General features: G+C 41.7%; 18 protein-coding genes and 1 tRNA gene. 16 read left to right on the top strand and 3 right to left on the bottom strand.

The window, feature by feature from the left end:
- Positions 1-13 precede the first annotated feature (13 nt).
- Entirely contained in the window at positions 14-1,294 is a 1,281-nt protein-coding gene (gene eno, locus BUB52_RS06310) for a phosphopyruvate hydratase (protein WP_009121438.1), read from the top strand.
- Positions 1,295-1,431: 137 nt separating this feature from the next.
- On the opposite strand, the gene BUB52_RS06315 is transcribed toward eno, so the two are convergent.
- Positions 1,432-1,505, bottom strand: a tRNA-Thr gene (locus BUB52_RS06315).
- Positions 1,506-1,737: 232 nt separating this feature from the next.
- Between BUB52_RS06315 and BUB52_RS06320 the strand changes: the two genes are divergently transcribed.
- The 6 genes from BUB52_RS06320 (at position 1,738) to BUB52_RS06345 (ending at position 6,171) form a co-directional block, all read left to right on the top strand.
- The gene (locus BUB52_RS06320) at positions 1,738-2,265 is read left to right on the top strand and encodes a DUF4199 domain-containing protein (RefSeq protein WP_009121437.1); all 528 of its coding nucleotides are present in this window, start codon (positions 1,738-1,740) and stop codon (positions 2,263-2,265) included.
- Between the two features lie 64 nt (positions 2,266-2,329).
- Positions 2,330-3,283, top strand: coding sequence for a glycosyltransferase family 2 protein (locus BUB52_RS06325; protein ID WP_009121436.1), 954 nt, complete (start codon positions 2,330-2,332; stop codon positions 3,281-3,283).
- A gap of 2 nt (positions 3,284-3,285) precedes the next feature.
- A complete protein-coding gene (locus BUB52_RS06330; RefSeq protein ID WP_009121435.1) occupies positions 3,286-3,771 on the top strand; it encodes a DUF6452 family protein in 486 nt (161 codons plus the stop codon).
- Positions 3,740-4,507 carry a DUF6048 family protein gene (locus tag BUB52_RS06335; protein ID WP_009121434.1) on the top strand — a complete coding sequence of 256 codons (768 nt, stop codon included), beginning with the start codon at positions 3,740-3,742 and terminating at the stop codon, positions 4,505-4,507. Before BUB52_RS06330 ends, BUB52_RS06335 begins: the two co-directional genes overlap by 32 nt.
- 4 nt (positions 4,508-4,511) lie before the next feature.
- Positions 4,512-5,093, top strand: coding sequence for a manganese efflux pump MntP (locus tag BUB52_RS06340; RefSeq protein ID WP_009121433.1), 582 nt, complete (start codon positions 4,512-4,514; stop codon positions 5,091-5,093).
- Positions 5,094-5,148: 55 nt separating this feature from the next.
- Entirely contained in the window at positions 5,149-6,171 is a 1,023-nt protein-coding gene (locus tag BUB52_RS06345) for an FAD:protein FMN transferase (protein ID WP_009121432.1), read from the top strand.
- 29 nt (positions 6,172-6,200) lie between these two features.
- On the opposite strand, the gene BUB52_RS06350 is transcribed toward BUB52_RS06345, so the two are convergent.
- Entirely contained in the window at positions 6,201-6,569 is a 369-nt protein-coding gene (locus BUB52_RS06350) for a DMT family protein (RefSeq protein WP_004289767.1), read from the bottom strand.
- A 37-nt stretch (positions 6,570-6,606) separates the two neighbouring features.
- Entirely contained in the window at positions 6,607-7,359 is a 753-nt protein-coding gene (locus BUB52_RS06355; RefSeq protein ID WP_009121431.1) for a PP-loop family protein, read from the bottom strand.
- A 135-nt stretch (positions 7,360-7,494) separates the two neighbouring features.
- Between BUB52_RS06355 and BUB52_RS06360 the strand changes: the two genes are divergently transcribed.
- The 9 genes from BUB52_RS06360 (at position 7,495) to BUB52_RS06400 (ending at position 16,659) form a co-directional block, all read left to right on the top strand.
- Positions 7,495-8,925, top strand: coding sequence for a tetratricopeptide repeat protein (locus BUB52_RS06360; RefSeq protein WP_009121430.1), 1,431 nt, complete (start codon positions 7,495-7,497; stop codon positions 8,923-8,925).
- A gap of 7 nt (positions 8,926-8,932) precedes the next feature.
- Positions 8,933-9,403 (top strand): NfeD family protein, encoded by a 471-nt coding sequence (locus tag BUB52_RS06365; protein WP_009121429.1) that lies wholly within the window; start codon positions 8,933-8,935, stop codon positions 9,401-9,403.
- Positions 9,404-9,443: 40 nt separating this feature from the next.
- Complete coding sequence (floA, locus tag BUB52_RS06370; protein ID WP_009121428.1) at positions 9,444-10,445, top strand: flotillin-like protein FloA; 1,002 nt, start codon at positions 9,444-9,446, stop codon at positions 10,443-10,445.
- A 95-nt stretch (positions 10,446-10,540) separates the two neighbouring features.
- Positions 10,541-11,419: a nucleoside phosphorylase gene (locus BUB52_RS06375; protein WP_009121427.1), complete on the top strand. Its 879-nt coding sequence runs from the start codon at positions 10,541-10,543 to the stop codon at positions 11,417-11,419.
- 464 nt (positions 11,420-11,883) lie between these two features.
- Positions 11,884-13,269, top strand: a complete 1,386-nt coding sequence (gene mnmE / locus BUB52_RS06380; protein WP_009121425.1) for a tRNA uridine-5-carboxymethylaminomethyl(34) synthesis GTPase MnmE — start codon at positions 11,884-11,886, stop codon at positions 13,267-13,269.
- A gap of 251 nt (positions 13,270-13,520) precedes the next feature.
- Positions 13,521-14,426: a helix-turn-helix domain-containing protein gene (locus BUB52_RS06385; protein ID WP_009121424.1), complete on the top strand. Its 906-nt coding sequence runs from the start codon at positions 13,521-13,523 to the stop codon at positions 14,424-14,426.
- A gap of 99 nt (positions 14,427-14,525) precedes the next feature.
- A complete protein-coding gene (locus BUB52_RS06390; RefSeq protein ID WP_039950494.1) occupies positions 14,526-15,632 on the top strand; it encodes a site-specific integrase in 1,107 nt (368 codons plus the stop codon).
- A 134-nt stretch (positions 15,633-15,766) separates the two neighbouring features.
- Entirely contained in the window at positions 15,767-16,066 is a 300-nt protein-coding gene (locus BUB52_RS06395) for a hypothetical protein (RefSeq protein ID WP_009121422.1), read from the top strand.
- Positions 16,067-16,068: 2 nt separating this feature from the next.
- Positions 16,069-16,659 (top strand): YqiA/YcfP family alpha/beta fold hydrolase, encoded by a 591-nt coding sequence (locus tag BUB52_RS06400; protein WP_009121421.1) that lies wholly within the window; start codon positions 16,069-16,071, stop codon positions 16,657-16,659.
- Positions 16,660-16,687 lie beyond the last annotated feature (28 nt).

A 16,687-nucleotide genomic window follows, 5' to 3' on the forward strand; every position in this document is an offset into this window, starting at 1 on the left:
AAAATAAAATAAGATGAAAATAGAAAAGATTATCGGACGTGAGATTCTCGATTCAAGAGGAAACCCTACTGTAGAAGTTGATGTAATATTGGAGTCAGGCTTTATCGGCCGCGCTTCCGTACCCTCCGGCGCATCCACCGGCGAACATGAGGCTCTGGAATTGCGCGACGGCGATAAGAAACGTTACGGCGGCAAAGGCGTGCTGAAAGCCGTTGACAATATTAATAATATCATCGCTCCCAAACTGATTGGCATGTCTGCTCTCGAACAGATGAGCATCGACCATGCCATGCTGGCGCTGGACGGCACAAAGACCAAATCCAATCTGGGCGCCAATGCCATTCTGGGTGTTTCACTTGCCGTAGCCAAAGCGGCGGCGGCCTACCTCGACGTTCCCCTTTACCGCTATATCGGTGGAACAAATACGTATGTAATGCCGGTTCCGATGATGAATATCATCAATGGCGGTTCGCACAGTGATGCCCCTATCGCTTTTCAGGAATTTATGATACGCCCGGTAGGCGCCAATTCTTTCCGCGAAGGCCTGCGCATGGGTGCAGAAGTGTTCCACGCCCTGAAGAAAGTATTGCACGACCGCGGCCTCAGTACCGCCGTTGGCGATGAGGGCGGTTTCGCTCCCGGTCTGGCAGGAACGGAAGACGCTTTGGACTCGATTATTGCCGCCATTAAGGCTGCCGGCTACGAACCGGGTAAGGACGTAATGATTGCTATGGACTGCGCCTCTTCCGAATTCTATCACGACGGCATTTACGATTACAGTAAATTCGAAGGCGAGAAAGGCAAGAAACGCACAGCCAACGAGCAAGTTGATTATCTGGAAGAACTGATTAACAAATATCCTATCGATTCTATCGAAGACGGAATGAGCGAAAACGACTGGGAAGGCTGGAAGAAACTGACCGACCGCATCGGAAATCGCTGCCAACTGGTAGGTGACGACTTGTTTGTCACCAATGTGGACTTCCTCGCCATGGGTATCGAAAAAGGTTGCGCAAACTCCATACTGATAAAGGTAAACCAAATCGGCTCCTTGACAGAAACGCTGAATGCCATCGAAATGGCGCACCGTCATGGCTACACAACCGTTACTTCCCACCGTTCCGGTGAAACGGAAGATGCTACGATTGCGGACATTGCCGTAGCGACCAACAGCGGTCAAATCAAAACCGGTTCTTTAAGCCGCTCAGACCGTATGGCCAAATACAATCAGCTGTTACGCATCGAAGAAGAGCTAGGAAACAACGCCGTATACGGATACAGAAGAATAAAATAAGTACACGTAAAAGTCAGTAAATGACAGGTATTAAAAAGTTAAAGGGAGTACACCATAACAGTGTGCTCCCTCATCTTTTATAGCAATATTATAAAGAAAAAAAAGATGCGTCTATATTATGATGCATCTCTTTTTTGAGCCTCTTGTCGGATTCGAACCAACGACCCCGAGATTACAAATCACGTGCTCTGGCCAACTGAGCTAAAGAGGCAGGCGGGTAAGCTTTCTATATCGCGCCGCTACAACCAACTACCTTTGCTGCGATCAAGCCCTGGAGGATTTGAAGGGAGCTGGCCGTATAGGACTTACCCATGTTTGCGGGTGCAAAGGTAGATAAAAATTTTAAATCCGCAATACCTTACCCTAACTTTTTTCAACTTTAACAAGAATACAGGGTCTACAACCAATATTATTTATAACTTTGCGCCATATTTCTAAGAAAAATGGCAGAAAATAAAGGTTACATGCAATACGCGATGTTGTTCGGCACCTATTTGGGCGGATATTGGATTTTAAAATTCATTCTCTTTCCTCTGGGGCTGACAATTCCGTTTTTATCTTTCCTTTTCGTAGGGCTCACGTTATGTGTTCCTTTCATGGGGTATTATTATGTACGAATATATCGTAATACTGTATGCGGTGGCGGTATCAGCTTCCTGCATGCATGGATATTCACAGTATTTATGTATATGTTTGCCGCATTGCTGACGGCTGTGGCACATTACATTTATTTCCGTTTCATCGATCATGGTTTCGTTATCAATGCCTACGAGTCGCAAATCGATATTTTAAATCAAAGTGGCGTACCGGGCATAGAAGCCTACGCAAACATGTTTCAAGAAACACTGGAAACTGTGAAATCGCTCACTCCCATAGACATCACCATGCAATTGGTGTCATGGAATGTATTTTGCGGCTCATTACTTGCTCTTCCCACCGCCTTATTTGTAATGAGACGTAAGAAGGAATGACAAGCAAAGACGGATTTCAGATAAATTCAGGTATAGTGTAAATAGTAAAATCGTAAATAAGCAAATGGATATTTCAGTTGTCGTTCCTTTATATAATGAAGAGGAGTCTCTTCCGGAATTGTTTGCATGGATTGAGCGGGTAATGAAAACCCATAACTTTTCTTATGAAGTTATTTTCGTCAACGACGGAAGTACCGACCGTTCCTGGCAAATAATCGAGCAATTACAAGCAGAGTCCGATAAAGTGCGCGGAATAAAATTCCGTCGCAATTACGGTAAATCACCGGCGCTCTATTGCGGTTTTGAACAGGCCCAAGGCAATGTCGTGATTACAATGGATGCCGACCTGCAAGACAGTCCTGACGAAATACCGGAACTATACCGCATGATTACGGAAGATGGTTACGACCTGGTATCCGGCTGGAAACAAAAGAGATATGATCCGCTGTCAAAGACCATACCGACAAAGCTGTTCAACGCCACGGCACGCAAGGTGTCCGGCATAAATAACCTGCATGATTTTAACTGCGGCCTGAAAGCCTACCGCAGAGACGTTATAAAAAACATAGAAGTGTACGGTGAAATGCACCGTTATATCCCCTATCTCGCGAAAAATGCCGGATTCAAGAAAATTGGCGAGAAAATCGTACATCATCAGGCACGGAAATTCGGCAAAACAAAATTCGGCGGGTGGAATCGTTTCTTCAACGGATATCTGGACTTAATATCGCTTTGGTTCCTTTCCACGTTCGGCATCAAACCTATGCACTTCTTCGGCATATTGGGTTCGCTGATGTTCTTTATCGGATTCGTCGCTGTCATTATAGTCGGCGCCAGCAAGCTGTATTACATGAATCAGGGTATGCCATACCGCCTTGTGACAGACTCCCCTTACTTCTACCTGTCACTAACATCCATGATTATCGGTACGCAGTTATTTGTGGCCGGTTTCCTCGGAGAACTGATATCCCGCAATGCGCCGGAGCGCAACAAGTACCAAATTGAGAAAATGATTTAACCATGAAAGCATTAGTCAAGTTCATAATATTCGGGGCTATTCTTTTCCCTGTTTTCAGCGTAGTAATATCCTGTTCGGAAGAAGCAGACTGCTCAATGGCGACACGAGCCATGATGCAATGTTACCTATATACATTAGATCCTGAGACTAAAGTGGTATCTAATGATACACTGGATTCGTTAACGGTTACTGCCTTTGGTACGGATTCCATTATCATCAACAACCAAAAGAAAGTGCACGACCTATCATTGCCATTGAGATATACCGCCGACTCCACTGTACTGGTATTTCGTTACAGCGAAACATTGACAGACACACTTGTCGTCCACCAGACCAATACACCTTACTTCCTGTCAATGGATTGCGGTTATCAAATGAAACAAGCCATAACAGGTGTCCGTTATAGTCGTCACAGCCTTGATTCTATTCGCATTGCAAATAAAGAAGCCGGAATTTATGGAGCAGAAAATCTTAAGTTATTCTATTAGTCTGGCACTCTGTTTACTGTTGTCTCTTCCCTTGCAGGCGCAAAACAGCAGCCTTTCTTCCCCACCGGCAAACAACCCGCCCAAAAAGGAGAAAAAGGAAGCCAAAGAGGAAGTGTACTATCCGCTATACAATGGTATTTCTGTCAGCGTAGATTTATGGGGTCCCGGAAGCAAACTGCTTGGAAGCGACTTCTTCAGCAGCGAAGTGGCTGTCGATGTAAATCTTAAAAACCGTTTTTTCCCCATTGTAGAATTAGGATACGGCAATACCGATACCTGGAGTGACAAAGGAGTGCATTATAAAACCGGCGCTCCCTATTTCCGCATCGGCATGGACTATAACGCACTTTATAACAAGAAACACGGGCATATGATTCTCGTCGGCCTGCGCTATGCGGCAACCGGTTTTAAATATGATGTAGAAGCGTTAGCAGTCAACGATCCTGAATACGGCGGTAGCTTGGGTAATCCGAATTTAGTAGACGGCATTTGGGGAAACAGCCTGCCTTTTAATTATAAAGGAATGAAAGGCTCGATGCAGTGGGCTGAATTTTGCGTCGGCATACGGGCGCACGTATGGAAAGACCTGTATATGGGTTGGGCCCTACGATTTAAATTCCGTCTGAGTTCTTCCGTTGCCGGGCACGGAGATCCGTGGTATGTACCGGGCTACGGCAAATACAACGGAAACACGACCGGGGTTACCTATACAATAACTTATAAACTACCATTCTGAGACAATGACAGGATTAGAAATCTGGCTGCTTGCTATAGGGCTTGCGATGGACTGTTTCGCCGTATCTATAGCCAGTGGGATTATATTAAAACGTGTTCAGCTGCGTCCGATGCTGATAATGGCGTTGGCTTTCGGCTTTTTTCAGGCGCTCATGCCATTGCTTGGCTGGATAGGAGCCAGTTTTTTCAGCCATCTCATTGAAAGTATAGACCATTGGGTAGCTTTTGCCATTTTAGCTTTTCTTGGTGGACGCATGGTCATGGAATCTTTTAAAGATGAAGGCTGCAGGCATGAATTCGACCCAACCAGTCTGAAAGTAGTCTCCGCATTAGCAGTAGCCACCAGTATCGACGCTTTGGCGGTAGGCATTTCGTTTGCATTTCTGGGTGTCCGTAATTTTGCAGCCATTCTGCCGCCTATCGGCATCATAGGGTTTGTGTCTTTTGCTTTATCATTTATCGGACTGATGTTCGGTATCCGATTCGGATGTGGTATTGCCCGCAAGCTGCGTGCAGAACTTTGGGGAGGTATTATCCTTATCATTATCGGTACAAAGATATTGATAGAGCACTTATTCTTGAGTTAAGAGTTGCAAACCGGAGAAAGAAAAATTTGATTCATTTATTTTAGTATCAGACATTATGGATAAGAAAGTACAACGGAACTTTTTATGGATTGCCTTACTCGTATTAGGTACTATCGGAATACTTGCGCGTCACAATCGCACGGCTCCTTATCAGACTGCCAGCGGACTGATTTTTGGAACCGTCTACAATATAACTTACCAGTACGACGGTGATTTAAAAGCAGAAATAGAAACCGAGCTCAAACGATTTGACGGTTCGCTGTCGCCATTCAATGACACAGCTACCATTACTCGTATCAACCGGAACGAAAATATTATTCCCGACACATTCTTTGTCAACGTATTCCGCCGCAGTATGGAAATATCCCAGGAGACCGAAGGAGCTTTTGACATCACAGTAGCCCCATTAGCCAATGCTTGGGGATTCGGATTCAAGAAAGGGGCATTTCCCGACTCCACCATGATAGACAGCCTATTGGATATTACAGGCTACACAAAAGTTTCATTATCCGCCGACGGAAAGGTAATCAAACAAGCCCCTCGTATCATGCTTTCGTGCAGTGCCGTAGCCAAAGGGTATGCAGTAGATGTCGTTGCACAGTTGTTGGAAAAGAAAGGTATCAGGAATTTTATGGTAGATATAGGCGGAGAAGTAGTAGTTCGCGGAGAAAACCCGAAAAAAAGTTTATGGCGAATCGGTATCAACAAACCGATAGATGATTCGCTTGCCGTAAATCAGGAATTGCAAGCGGTATTACAGGTCACCGATGTGGGTATAGCGACTTCAGGCAACTATCGAAACTATTATTATAAAGACGGCAAGAAATATGCCCATACCATCGACCCGCGTACAGGATATCCGGTACAGCATAACATTCTGTCGGCCACCGTAGTGGCCCGCGATTGTATGAGCGCAGATGCTTACGCCACCGCCTTCATGGTGATGGGATTGGAGGAAGCCGAACGTTTTGCCGACGCCCATCCCGACCTTGACGCATGTTTTATATATACTGATGAAAACGGAGAATTCCAGATGTTCTATACGAAAGGAATGGAAAAGTATATGACAGGAAAATAATAAATTAGCGGGTCTTACCCGCTAATTTATTATTTATAGAAAACGAAATATACTGCCAAGACCAGGCATACGAATGCCGCAAAATGGTTCCAATGCAAAGATTCCCCTTTAAACAGCACAGTGGTAAATATCGTAAAAATAATAAGCGTTACCACTTCCTGAATAACCTTTAACTGCATTAATGAGAAAGGACCGCCGTTACCGATAAAACCGATACGATTTGCCGGAATTTGAAAAGCATACTCTGCCAGCGCTATCATCCATGAAAACAAGATAACGGCATAAAGCGGCCAATTAGAGATAACTTTCATTTCTTGCAGTTTCAAATGTCCGTACCAGGCAAATGTCATAAAGACATTGGATACAATTAAAAGTAAAATGGTATAAAAAGCTTTCATATAATAATTGAATATTTAGAAATTACTTATTAATGGTCTATCCTATCTCTGTTCTTTTTGGCAACAATTCATCTTGTACATTACTCATGCTCCCCCATAAACTATACCGGGCTTCAGGATTCATCTCTTCCAACTGATGTAAAATACCTTTCATCGTGCTTCGGCTCGACTGCGATTCATAAGGACAGTTCTTCATTTGTTTCCGATAATCCCTTATCCTCGCCAATTCTATCAAGTCCGCTTCGTGTACAAGACACATCGGCCGTATAATCGTCATATCGAACTTCTTCATTACCAACCGCGGTGGCATTGAACTGAATGCCCCCTGATAAGTAATATTCATCAGCAGAGTCTCCAAAATATCATCCATATGATGTCCCAATGCAATTTTGTTGCATCCCTGCTCTTTAGCTATAGTAAATAAAGCCTTTCGCCGATTCCAAGAACATAAAAAACAAGGGGATTTACGAGTATCAGTACTCGCATCAAACTCTGTTTCATACAGAACAAAAGGTACGCCCCATGATTCTGCAAAATTTCTAAGATACTCCGCATCGCTCTGATAAGGAATATTCTTCATGACTACGTGCACGGCAACCACCGAAAACTTCGGTTTAAAAACCCGGGCGCGACGAGCCAGCAGTTCAACCAACGCCAAAGAATCTTTCCCACCGGAAAGCCCGATGAGAATCCTGTCGCCGCCTTCAATCAGTCCGTATTCCACCACACCCTTACCGAACCGTTTTTCAATACGTCGCAATGTCTTTTCTTCCTCCGTAAACCGTGCCATAAAAATCAGTTAAAAGTCGGTTGCAAAAGTAACTGAAAAGAATCATTTAAAGAAGAATTAACATAATAGAATCACGGAAAACAGCTTTATTCCCGATTAATTTGTATTTTTGAACTCATTAAAAAGATTTTTAGTATGAAGAATAAATATATACTGCTTTTACTTTTTGTTTTTTGGGGAATACATGCTTCAGCGCAAACCCTTGCCCAGGCTAAAGCGCTCTATGAAAAAGGCCAATATGAAAAAGCAAAGCCCGCTTTTAAGAAATTTGTGAAATCACAGCCCAATAACGGAAATTACAATTTGTGGTATGGAGTATGTTGTCTGAATACGGGAGAAGCGGAAGAAGCCATAAAGTATTTGGAAACAGCCGTAAAGCGCCGGGCTACCAGCGGGCAGCTTTTTCTGGCACAAGCTTATAATGCCACTTACCGATTTGAAAACGCCGTTAACACTTATGAAGATTATATTGCCGAACTGGCAAAAAGGAAACGTTCTACCACCGAAGCCGAAAAACTTCTGGAAAAGAGCAAAGCAAATCTTCGTCTGCTGAAAGGCGTAGAAGAAGTGTGCTTCATCGACAGTTTTGTTGTAGATAAGAAAGATTTTCTCGAAGCATATAAAATCAGTCCCGAATCCGGGAAATTGTTTATGTACGATGCCTACTTTGAGAATTCCAATGGTACAGGCGGTACCGTATACGAAACGGAGTTGGGAAATAAGATTTATTATAGCGAGTTACAGAAAGATAGTACGCTCAATATCCTGTCGCGCAACAAGATGATGGACGAATGGGGGAAAGGCAGTATGCTCCCCGGCAGTATCAACGAGTCCGTGAATGCCAGTTATCCATACGTATTGGCAGACGGCATCACGATCTATTACGCAGCAGACGGTCCTTCATCAATGGGCGGATACGATATTTTCGTAACACGCTACAACACGAATGCAGACACTTACTTAACTCCGGAGAACGTAGGCATGCCGTTCAACTCGCCTTACAACGATTATATGTACGTTATAGATGAGTTCAACAATCTCGGTTGGTTTGCATCTGACCGCTATCAGCCGGATGGTAAAGTCTGTGTATATGTATTCATTCCTGCCTCATCCAAACAGGTATACAATTACGAAAGCATGGATAAAAACAAGCTTATAAAGCTTGCCCAGCTCCATTCCATTAGAGATACTTGGACAGATGAAAGTTTGGTAACTGATGCAAGAAAACGCCTGTGGGAAATAATGCAGGAAAAGCCGGAAACAAAAAAACACCATGAATTCGAGTTCGTGATTGATGATCGAAATACTTATCATTATGCTGCCGATTTCCGCTCTCCGCAGGCAAAAGCGCAATTTAAAAAATATCTGCAACTGGAAGAAAGCTATAATCTGCAACTGGGTAAACTGGAAAATATGCGTACCCAATATTCACGTGTCAATCAAAACGAAAAAAATAAAATGGCTCCGGCCATACTTGATTTAGAAAAACGAGTACAACAGTTGGTAACCGAAATAGACCGTGCCGCTATCCAAGTACGGAAGTTAGAAAAGCAAATCATTAAATAGAACAGCCATGGACATATTCATCATCGCAGTTTTAATCGTTGCAGCAGTTATACTGTTCCTCGTAGAACTATTCATAATACCGGGTATCAGCATTGCCGGCTTTTTAGCGGGCGGTTGTATCATTTACGCCAATTACTATGCTTTTGCCAATTTAGGAACAACAGCAGGATTTATCACACTCGCCATATCCGCTATAACCTGCGTTGGTTCATTAGTGTGGTTCATGCGCTCCAAAACCCTGGATAAGATAGCTTTGAAAAAAAACATCACTTCAAAAGTAGACCGTAGTGCCGAAGAGAAGGTAAAAATAGGTGATACCGGTACTACCACTACCCGTCTTGCTCTCATCGGATATGCCGAGATTAACGGTGACATCGTAGAAGTAAAATCCACAGACGGTTTTCTGAATGAAAAAACTCCCGTTATAGTAAATCGCATTACAGACGGAGTAATACTTGTGGAGAAGAACAAATCGTAAATTACAAATCACTAATAAGTAATCATTAATAACTAAAATCATGGATCCAAGCACGATGTATCTCACCGCCTTTATTATCATAGGCGGTATCATTTTTCTGGTACTGTTTTTCCACTATGTTCCATTCTTCCTATGGCTGTCTGCCAAAGTTTCAGGGGTTAACATATCACTGGTTCAACTATTCCTAATGCGTATTCGTAATGTACCGCCTTATATCATTGTGCCGGGCCTGATTGAAGCACATAAAGCCGGTTTGAGTAACATCACCCGCGATGAACTGGAAGCACACTATCTGGCCGGCGGACACGTCGAGAAAGTAGTGCATGCCTTAGTATCGGCTTCTAAGGCCAACATCGAATTACCTTTCCAAATGGCAACTGCCATCGACCTTGCCGGACGTGATGTGTTTGAAGCTGTTCAAATGTCGGTAAATCCAAAGGTTATTGACACCCCGCCTGTTACAGCTGTGGCAAAAGACGGTATCCAGCTGATTGCCAAAGCCCGCGTAACAGTACGTGCCAACATCCGTCAGCTGGTAGGTGGTGCCGGAGAAGATACTATTCTTGCTCGTGTAGGCGAAGGCATCGTATCATCCATCGGTTCTTCTGAAAACCATAAATCGGTTTTGGAAAATCCCGATTCCATTTCCAAGTTAGTGCTTCGTAAAGGATTGGATGCCGGTACGGCTTTTGAAATCCTGTCTATTGATATTGCCGACATCGACATAGGTAAGAATATCGGTGCTGCCTTACAGATAGACCAGGCTAATGCGGACAAAAATATCGCTCAAGCAAAAGCTGAAGAGCGTCGTGCTATGGCCGTTGCCAGTGAACAGGAAATGAAAGCAAAAGCACAAGAGGCGCGTGCTAAAGTTATCGAAGCCGAGGCTGAAGTACCTAAGGCTATGGCAGAAGCATTCCGTAGCGGTAATCTGGGTATAATGGATTATTACCGGATGAAAAACATTGAGGCCGACACTTCAATGCGCGAGAACATTGCCAAGCCGACAACCGGTACATCCAACCAGCCATTGAGCAAATAACCCGGTAAAGCTGCCGATATAAACGTCGGAACCGGTGAACAGAAATCGGTTACCGGCGTTTTCTCTTTATAAACGAACTTATAATACCCCGTAACATGAAAAAGTATTTTGCATCTTCCGAACTTATTATCAATGAAGACGGTTCCGTTTTTCATTTACACGTAAAGCCTGAATGGCTGGCAGATAAAGTAATCCTCGTAGGCGACCCCGGCCGGGTAGCATTGGTCGCTTCCCATTTTGAGACTAAAGAATGTGAAGTAGAAAGCCGCGAATTTAAGACGATTACAGGTACTTACAAAGGCAAACGTATCACTGTTGTTTCTACCGGTATCGGTTGTGATAACATTGATATTGTTATGAATGAGTTGGATGCCCTTGCCAACATCGACTTTCAGACGAGAGAGGAAAAGCCTCAGCTACGCCAATTGGAATTGGTTCGTATCGGTACGTGCGGCGGTCTGCAGCCTTACACTCCCGTAGGAACTTTTGTCTGCTCTGCCAAATCCATCGGTTTCGACGGCTTACTGAACTTCTATGCCGGACGTAATACTGTTTGTGATTTGCCTTTCGAACGTACTTTCCTTAATCACATGGGATGGTCGGGAAATATGTGTGCTCCTGCTCCTTACGTAATTGATGCAGATACAGAATTGATAGATCGTATAGCCGAAGATGATATGGTACGAGGCGTCACTATTGCCGCCGGAGGATTCTTCGGCCCGCAAGGGCGGGAACTGCGTGTCCCCCTGGCAGACCCACATCAAAATGATAAAATTGAGAAATTCGAATACAACGGTTATAGGATTACTAATTTTGAAATGGAAAGTTCAGCATTAGCCGGTTTAAGCCGTTTAATGGGGCATAAAGCTATGACCGTTTGCATGGTAATTGCCAACCGCTTAATTAAAGAAGCCAATACCGGATATAAGAATACAATAGACCAGCTTATTCTTAAAGTACTCGAACGTATTTAAGTATCTTATAACAAAGTCTTAATCATTTCTATCAGATAGTACAATGAATAAGACTTTGTTATATTTATTACATCCTGCATGATATGCCTGCTGTTGTTTTGCATGCGTGGGCGTCTTGTCACAGTAGCAGCAGGCATAGCTATGGAGGGCTATTATTTGTATACTATTTGTTGGGGATGGTTTCAGATTAGCCAATACTAAATCAGAGAGAAGCATAAAGATTATATTTACATTTCCTCGTTATTCTTTACCCATAGCTACTCACATTTTTTACAGCAAGACATCTATTTGTAATACTGCGATTTCTGATTCATCTGGTGCTAAGTTCTTCTACTCTACCATTACGTATTTCCTTCAAATAATCCTTCCCAATGTAATACGTCCTTTTTGAAGTATTTTTAATAGCATTAAACATTAAATTAAGAGAAACCACTATCTTTGCCAAATAAAATAAACTGGAAATAATGAACCAAGATACTATTTGCGCCATAGCGACCGCCCAAGGAGGGGCTATTGGATGTATTCGTGTTTCCGGACCGGAAGCTATTGAGATCACATCTCGCATTTTTATCCCCGCCGCTACCAATAAAAAATTAGAGAACGGCAAACCCTATACACTTACTTTTGGGCGCATTTATGACGGTCCTGAAATTATAGATGAAGTACTTGTCAGTTTATTTCGCGCACCTCACTCCTATACCGGTGAAAATAGCACAGAAATCACTTGCCATGGTTCAGCCTATATTCTTCAAAAAGTATTACAACTACTTATCAAGAGCGGTTGTCGTATGGCCACCCCGGGTGAGTATACTCAACGTGCGTTCCTAAATGGGAAAATGGACTTAAGTCAGGCTGAGGCAGTTGCCGATCTAATCGCCTCATCTTCTGCAGCAACCCATCGTCTTGCCATGAGCCAAATGCGGGGCGGTTTCAGTAAAGAACTTACTGCTTTACGCGATCAATTGCTTCATTTTACCTCACTTATCGAATTGGAATTAGACTTTAGTGATCATGAGGAGCTGGAACTTGCCGACCGTTCCGAGCTTTGCCAACTAGCGAATAACATTGAAAAAGTCATAGCTCGTTTGGTAAATTCATTCAGTGTAGGTAATGCCATTAAAAACGGTGTTCCTGTAGCTATCGTTGGTGAAACGAATGCAGGAAAATCTACGTTACTCAATGTCTTGCTTAATGAAGAGAAAGCCATTGTCAGTGATATTCATGGTACTACACGAGATATCATCGAAGATACTGTTAATATAGGTGGAATCACTTTCAGATTTATTGATACGGCAGGTATCCGTGAAACCAACGATACGATTGAAAGTATCGGTATTGAACGTACCTTTCAAAAATTAGATCAAGCAGAAATCGTTCTTTGGATAATTGACGCTACGGATGCCCAAACTCAAATTACCCAATTAGCCGGTCAACTTCTTCCTCGTTGTGAAAGAAAGCAGCTTATCCTCGTTTACAACAAAGCCGATTTGGTGGATAATATACAAAATAGTATTCCTAATGATTTTCCTGACAATGTAAAATCAATCATCCTATCCGCAAAAAATAGAGAACATATTGAAGAACTTCAACAAATGTTGATAACATCTGCTCATCTTCCTACTGTTACTCAAAATGATGTTATAGTTACCAATGTTCGCCATTATGAAGCGTTAAACAATGCATTGGAATCTATCCACCGAGTGCAGAAAGGTTTGGCGAATAATATTTCTGGGGATTTCGTATCACAAGATATTCGGGAATGTATTTTCCATTTGAGTGATATTGCAGGAGAAGTAACGAATGATATGATATTACAGAATATATTTCAGCATTTCTGCATCGGCAAGTAACTATCTGATTATCAATGAGTTAAATTGACTATAATCGATTGATATGGCGCTCTTTACGGGGCGCCTTTTTTGTTGCTCTACTGTCAATATTAGTCATTTATAAGCTTTGTACATCATCTTTTTGTACCGTTTTTGTACCACGAAGCAAAATTCCGGCATTTTACGCTGGACAGATTGTGGAGTGAGTTTACGCCATTTTACAGAATTTTACGGGATTATACAGATTATTGGGTGAAATAAAGCGAAATAAAATGAAAAGTAGAATTGAAATTAAAAGAATTTGTGCCTGGTGCGGTAAAGAATTTATTGCCTACAAAACGACGACAAATTGTTGTTCCCATAAGTGTGGAAACGCATTATATAAGAAACGTAAGCGTGATGCAGCAATAATTGTCAATAATAATTTAACTGAAAAAATTGTTACAGAAAAACCTATTGAGAAGATTAAAGACAAACCTTTTCTGACTATTACAGAAACTGCAATTTATCTTGGAGTAACAAGACCAACAATATATGGTTACCTTAAACGAGGCGATCTAAAAGCAACACGTATAGGAACTAAATTTCTTTTAAGCAAAGATGACATAAACAATATGTTTAATCATCCTGCAGATTTTAAGTTGCCACCTAAGGAAAAACAAGCAATCACAGAATTTTATACTACAGCTGAAATTATAGAAAAATTCAATGTTAGCGAATCATGGATATTTGTGATGGCTAAGAAAAATAAAATTCCCAAAACGTTCAACCGTGGTAAGACTTACTGGAGTAAAAAGCATGTTGATGCTTATTTTTCCTCGAAGGCTCCAGACGCAGACATTACAGAATGGTACAGTGTGCAAGAAGTACAGGACAAATTTCAAATGAGCCTTAATGCTATATACTCTTTTGTTTATAAAAATGCTATTCCGAAAAAGAAAGTTGGTATTACCGTATATTATTCAAAAAAGCACTTCGATATAGCAAAGGGAATACGTCAGGCTGAAGAACCCAAATACTATACAGTTCGAGAGGCTATGGAAAAATTCAAAATAACAAGAGACCAGCTATACCATTATACCAAGTATCATCAAATTCCCAAGATTAAGAAGGGAAAGTATACTCTTATATCCAAACCTGAGCTCGATAATTTGTTCGAAGATCCTATCATTGAATAATCCTGGTATAAGTTATTTTCCGGTGTGAGTATTCACCAAGAAAACACCAGTTTAATTTGTACCGATAATAATAATTTATCAACCAAAAACATTAATCTTATGGCACTTACATGTACTAACGTAACATTGAGACAAAGAGTTATCAGTAACGGCAGAATTTCTCTCTACCTGGACTATTATCCGGCTATTCGCAATCCGTACACAATGAAAATGAGTCGCAGGGAATATCTTGGCATTTATATCTATGCCCGTCCTAAAAATGAGATTGAACGTGATTTCAACAATGAGATGCTGAGTAAGGCTGAAGCCATTCGTTGTATCAGAGTACAGGCAATCGTCAATGAAGAATTTGGATTTCTTGACAAGCACAAAATGAAAGCTGACTTCCTTACCTATTTTCGTGAGAAAGCAAAACTGAAGTATCACAAATGGGACTGCGTTTACCAGCATTTTGAAAAGTTTGTAAACGGCTATTGCACTTTCGGTGATGTAACGGTAGAGCTTTGTCAGAAGTTCAGACAGTATCTACTGAACTGTAAACAGATCCGTCACCCTAATATCAGTGTTTCGAGGAATTCGGCAGCTGGCTATTTTTCAACTTTCCGTGCATTACTGAAAATAGCTTATCAAGAGAAGATGCTACGTGAAAATCTGAATGACTTCATAGACAAGATTGAATGGAAAGAAGTCAAAAAGCAGTATCTCACATTAGCAGAAGTTAAGAAACTGGCCGCTACACCATGCAAGATTCCTGTACTGAAACAAGCTTCATTATTCTCCTGTATGACCGGTCTTCGTATCAGCGATATTTTACAGCTTACATGGGATAATATTGAAGTCGGTCCTGACAATGGTTATTACATCAGAATTTGTACAGAAAAGACAGAAACTGAAGCGACTCTCCCCATTAGTAACGAAGCGTTGGAACTATGTGGTATTCCTGGTTCAGGCCGCGTATTTAAAGGACTGACCAGAGCTATGACGAATCAGCCTCTCAAGCAATGGATTTCGGAAGCCGGAATCAAAAAACACATAACCTTCCACTGCTTCCGTCATTCGTACGCCGTCATACAAATCTCTTTGGGCACAGATATTTATACAGTATCGAAAATGCTTACTCACAAAAATGTTTCGACCACACAGATTTATGCTGATTTGGTCAATTCCAAGAAGCGAGAGACGGCTAATAAGATTTCGTTGAAATAATATAGCTCTTATCTTACCTACTAACAGGTTATATCTGATAAATCTATCGGATATGACCTGTTTTTATGTTTGCTTTATCTGACAGAATCGCTATCTTTGAAGAAAATTGAGTCTTTAAATGAATAACTACAGCTATGATAAAAATATATGGAATGGAAACTTGTCCGGATTGTACGTATGTAGAAGAGCAAGTAAAAGGTAATAACCAATATGAAGTCATCGATATTGGTCAACACGTAAGAGATTTGAAAGCATTCTTGAGACTAAGAGATTATCATCCGGCCTTTAATGAAGCCAAAAGTGTTGGAGCCGTTGGAATTCCTTGCTTTGTACTGGAAAACGGTACGGTTACTTTGAATCCAGAAGATGCCGGATTACGTTCACGTCCTATCAATGAAGGAGCAACATGTAATATTGACGGAAGCGGTTGTTGATTATGGCACAGAAAATTCTTTTCCTTCATGGTTTCTTTGCATCAGGTACATGTATCCCAGCTCTTGCCTTGAAAGAATATTTCAGCGGTAAGGCAACAGTCTTGAGTCCAGACTTACCCCTGCATCCACAGGAAGCTATCGACTTTATCCAAAGATTGTGCAACCAAGAACAACCTGATATATTGGTAGGAAACAGTAATGGCTCGTTTTTGGCACAGATAGTAGCATCTAAAAACAATATCCCAGCTTTACTCGGAAATCCTCATTTCGAAATGACACGTTTCTTGATAGAACGTATTGGTTCGCATGAATACAAATCTCCACGAGCTAACGGAAACCAGCAGCTTGTCATTAACCAAACATTGATTGATGAATTCGCAGAACTTCAACAGCATCAATGGGACAATTGTCAGGTAGCTAACCAAGAAAATATATGGGGGATATTTGGTGAGAATGACCATCTAGCACACTTTGAGCCTTTATTTTTAATGCATTATAAATATTCATACCACTTTCCTGGCGGTCATACTCCAACAGCTGAAGAAGTACAAAAATATTATGCGCCATTAGCGGAACGATTATTGGAATTATAGCATAACTTATCATATAATATAGAAAGAA

The organism is Bacteroides clarus YIT 12056 (assembly GCF_900129655.1).
Lineage (GTDB): Bacteria > Bacteroidota > Bacteroidia > Bacteroidales > Bacteroidaceae > Bacteroides > Bacteroides clarus.

Bases quoted from the DNA above. Each gene is read 5' to 3' on its own strand.
- BUB52_RS06360 (WP_009121430.1), top strand. From the start codon at position 7,495: ATGAAGAATAAATATATACTGCTTTTACTTTTTGTTTTTTGGGGAATA.
- BUB52_RS06335 (WP_009121434.1), top strand. From the start codon at position 3,740: ATGGAGCAGAAAATCTTAAGTTATTCTATTAGTCTGGCACTCTGTTTA.
- BUB52_RS06390 (WP_039950494.1), top strand. From the start codon at position 14,526: ATGGCACTTACATGTACTAACGTAACATTGAGACAAAGAGTTATCAGT.
- BUB52_RS06340 (WP_009121433.1), top strand. From the start codon at position 4,512: ATGACAGGATTAGAAATCTGGCTGCTTGCTATAGGGCTTGCGATGGAC.
- BUB52_RS06375 (WP_009121427.1), top strand. From the start codon at position 10,541: ATGAAAAAGTATTTTGCATCTTCCGAACTTATTATCAATGAAGACGGT.
- floA (WP_009121428.1), top strand. From the start codon at position 9,444: ATGGATCCAAGCACGATGTATCTCACCGCCTTTATTATCATAGGCGGT.
- BUB52_RS06320 (WP_009121437.1), top strand. From the start codon at position 1,738: ATGGCAGAAAATAAAGGTTACATGCAATACGCGATGTTGTTCGGCACC.
- BUB52_RS06395 (WP_009121422.1), top strand. From the start codon at position 15,767: ATGATAAAAATATATGGAATGGAAACTTGTCCGGATTGTACGTATGTA.
- mnmE (WP_009121425.1), top strand. From the start codon at position 11,884: ATGAACCAAGATACTATTTGCGCCATAGCGACCGCCCAAGGAGGGGCT.
- BUB52_RS06365 (WP_009121429.1), top strand. From the start codon at position 8,933: ATGGACATATTCATCATCGCAGTTTTAATCGTTGCAGCAGTTATACTG.
- BUB52_RS06355 (WP_009121431.1), bottom strand. From the start codon at position 7,359: ATGGCACGGTTTACGGAGGAAGAAAAGACATTGCGACGTATTGAAAAA.
- BUB52_RS06400 (WP_009121421.1), top strand. From the start codon at position 16,069: ATGGCACAGAAAATTCTTTTCCTTCATGGTTTCTTTGCATCAGGTACA.
- BUB52_RS06350 (WP_004289767.1), bottom strand. From the start codon at position 6,569: ATGAAAGCTTTTTATACCATTTTACTTTTAATTGTATCCAATGTCTTT.
- eno (WP_009121438.1), top strand. From the start codon at position 14: ATGAAAATAGAAAAGATTATCGGACGTGAGATTCTCGATTCAAGAGGA.
- BUB52_RS06385 (WP_009121424.1), top strand. From the start codon at position 13,521: ATGAAAAGTAGAATTGAAATTAAAAGAATTTGTGCCTGGTGCGGTAAA.
- BUB52_RS06330 (WP_009121435.1), top strand. From the start codon at position 3,286: ATGAAAGCATTAGTCAAGTTCATAATATTCGGGGCTATTCTTTTCCCT.
- BUB52_RS06325 (WP_009121436.1), top strand. From the start codon at position 2,330: ATGGATATTTCAGTTGTCGTTCCTTTATATAATGAAGAGGAGTCTCTT.
- BUB52_RS06345 (WP_009121432.1), top strand. From the start codon at position 5,149: ATGGATAAGAAAGTACAACGGAACTTTTTATGGATTGCCTTACTCGTA.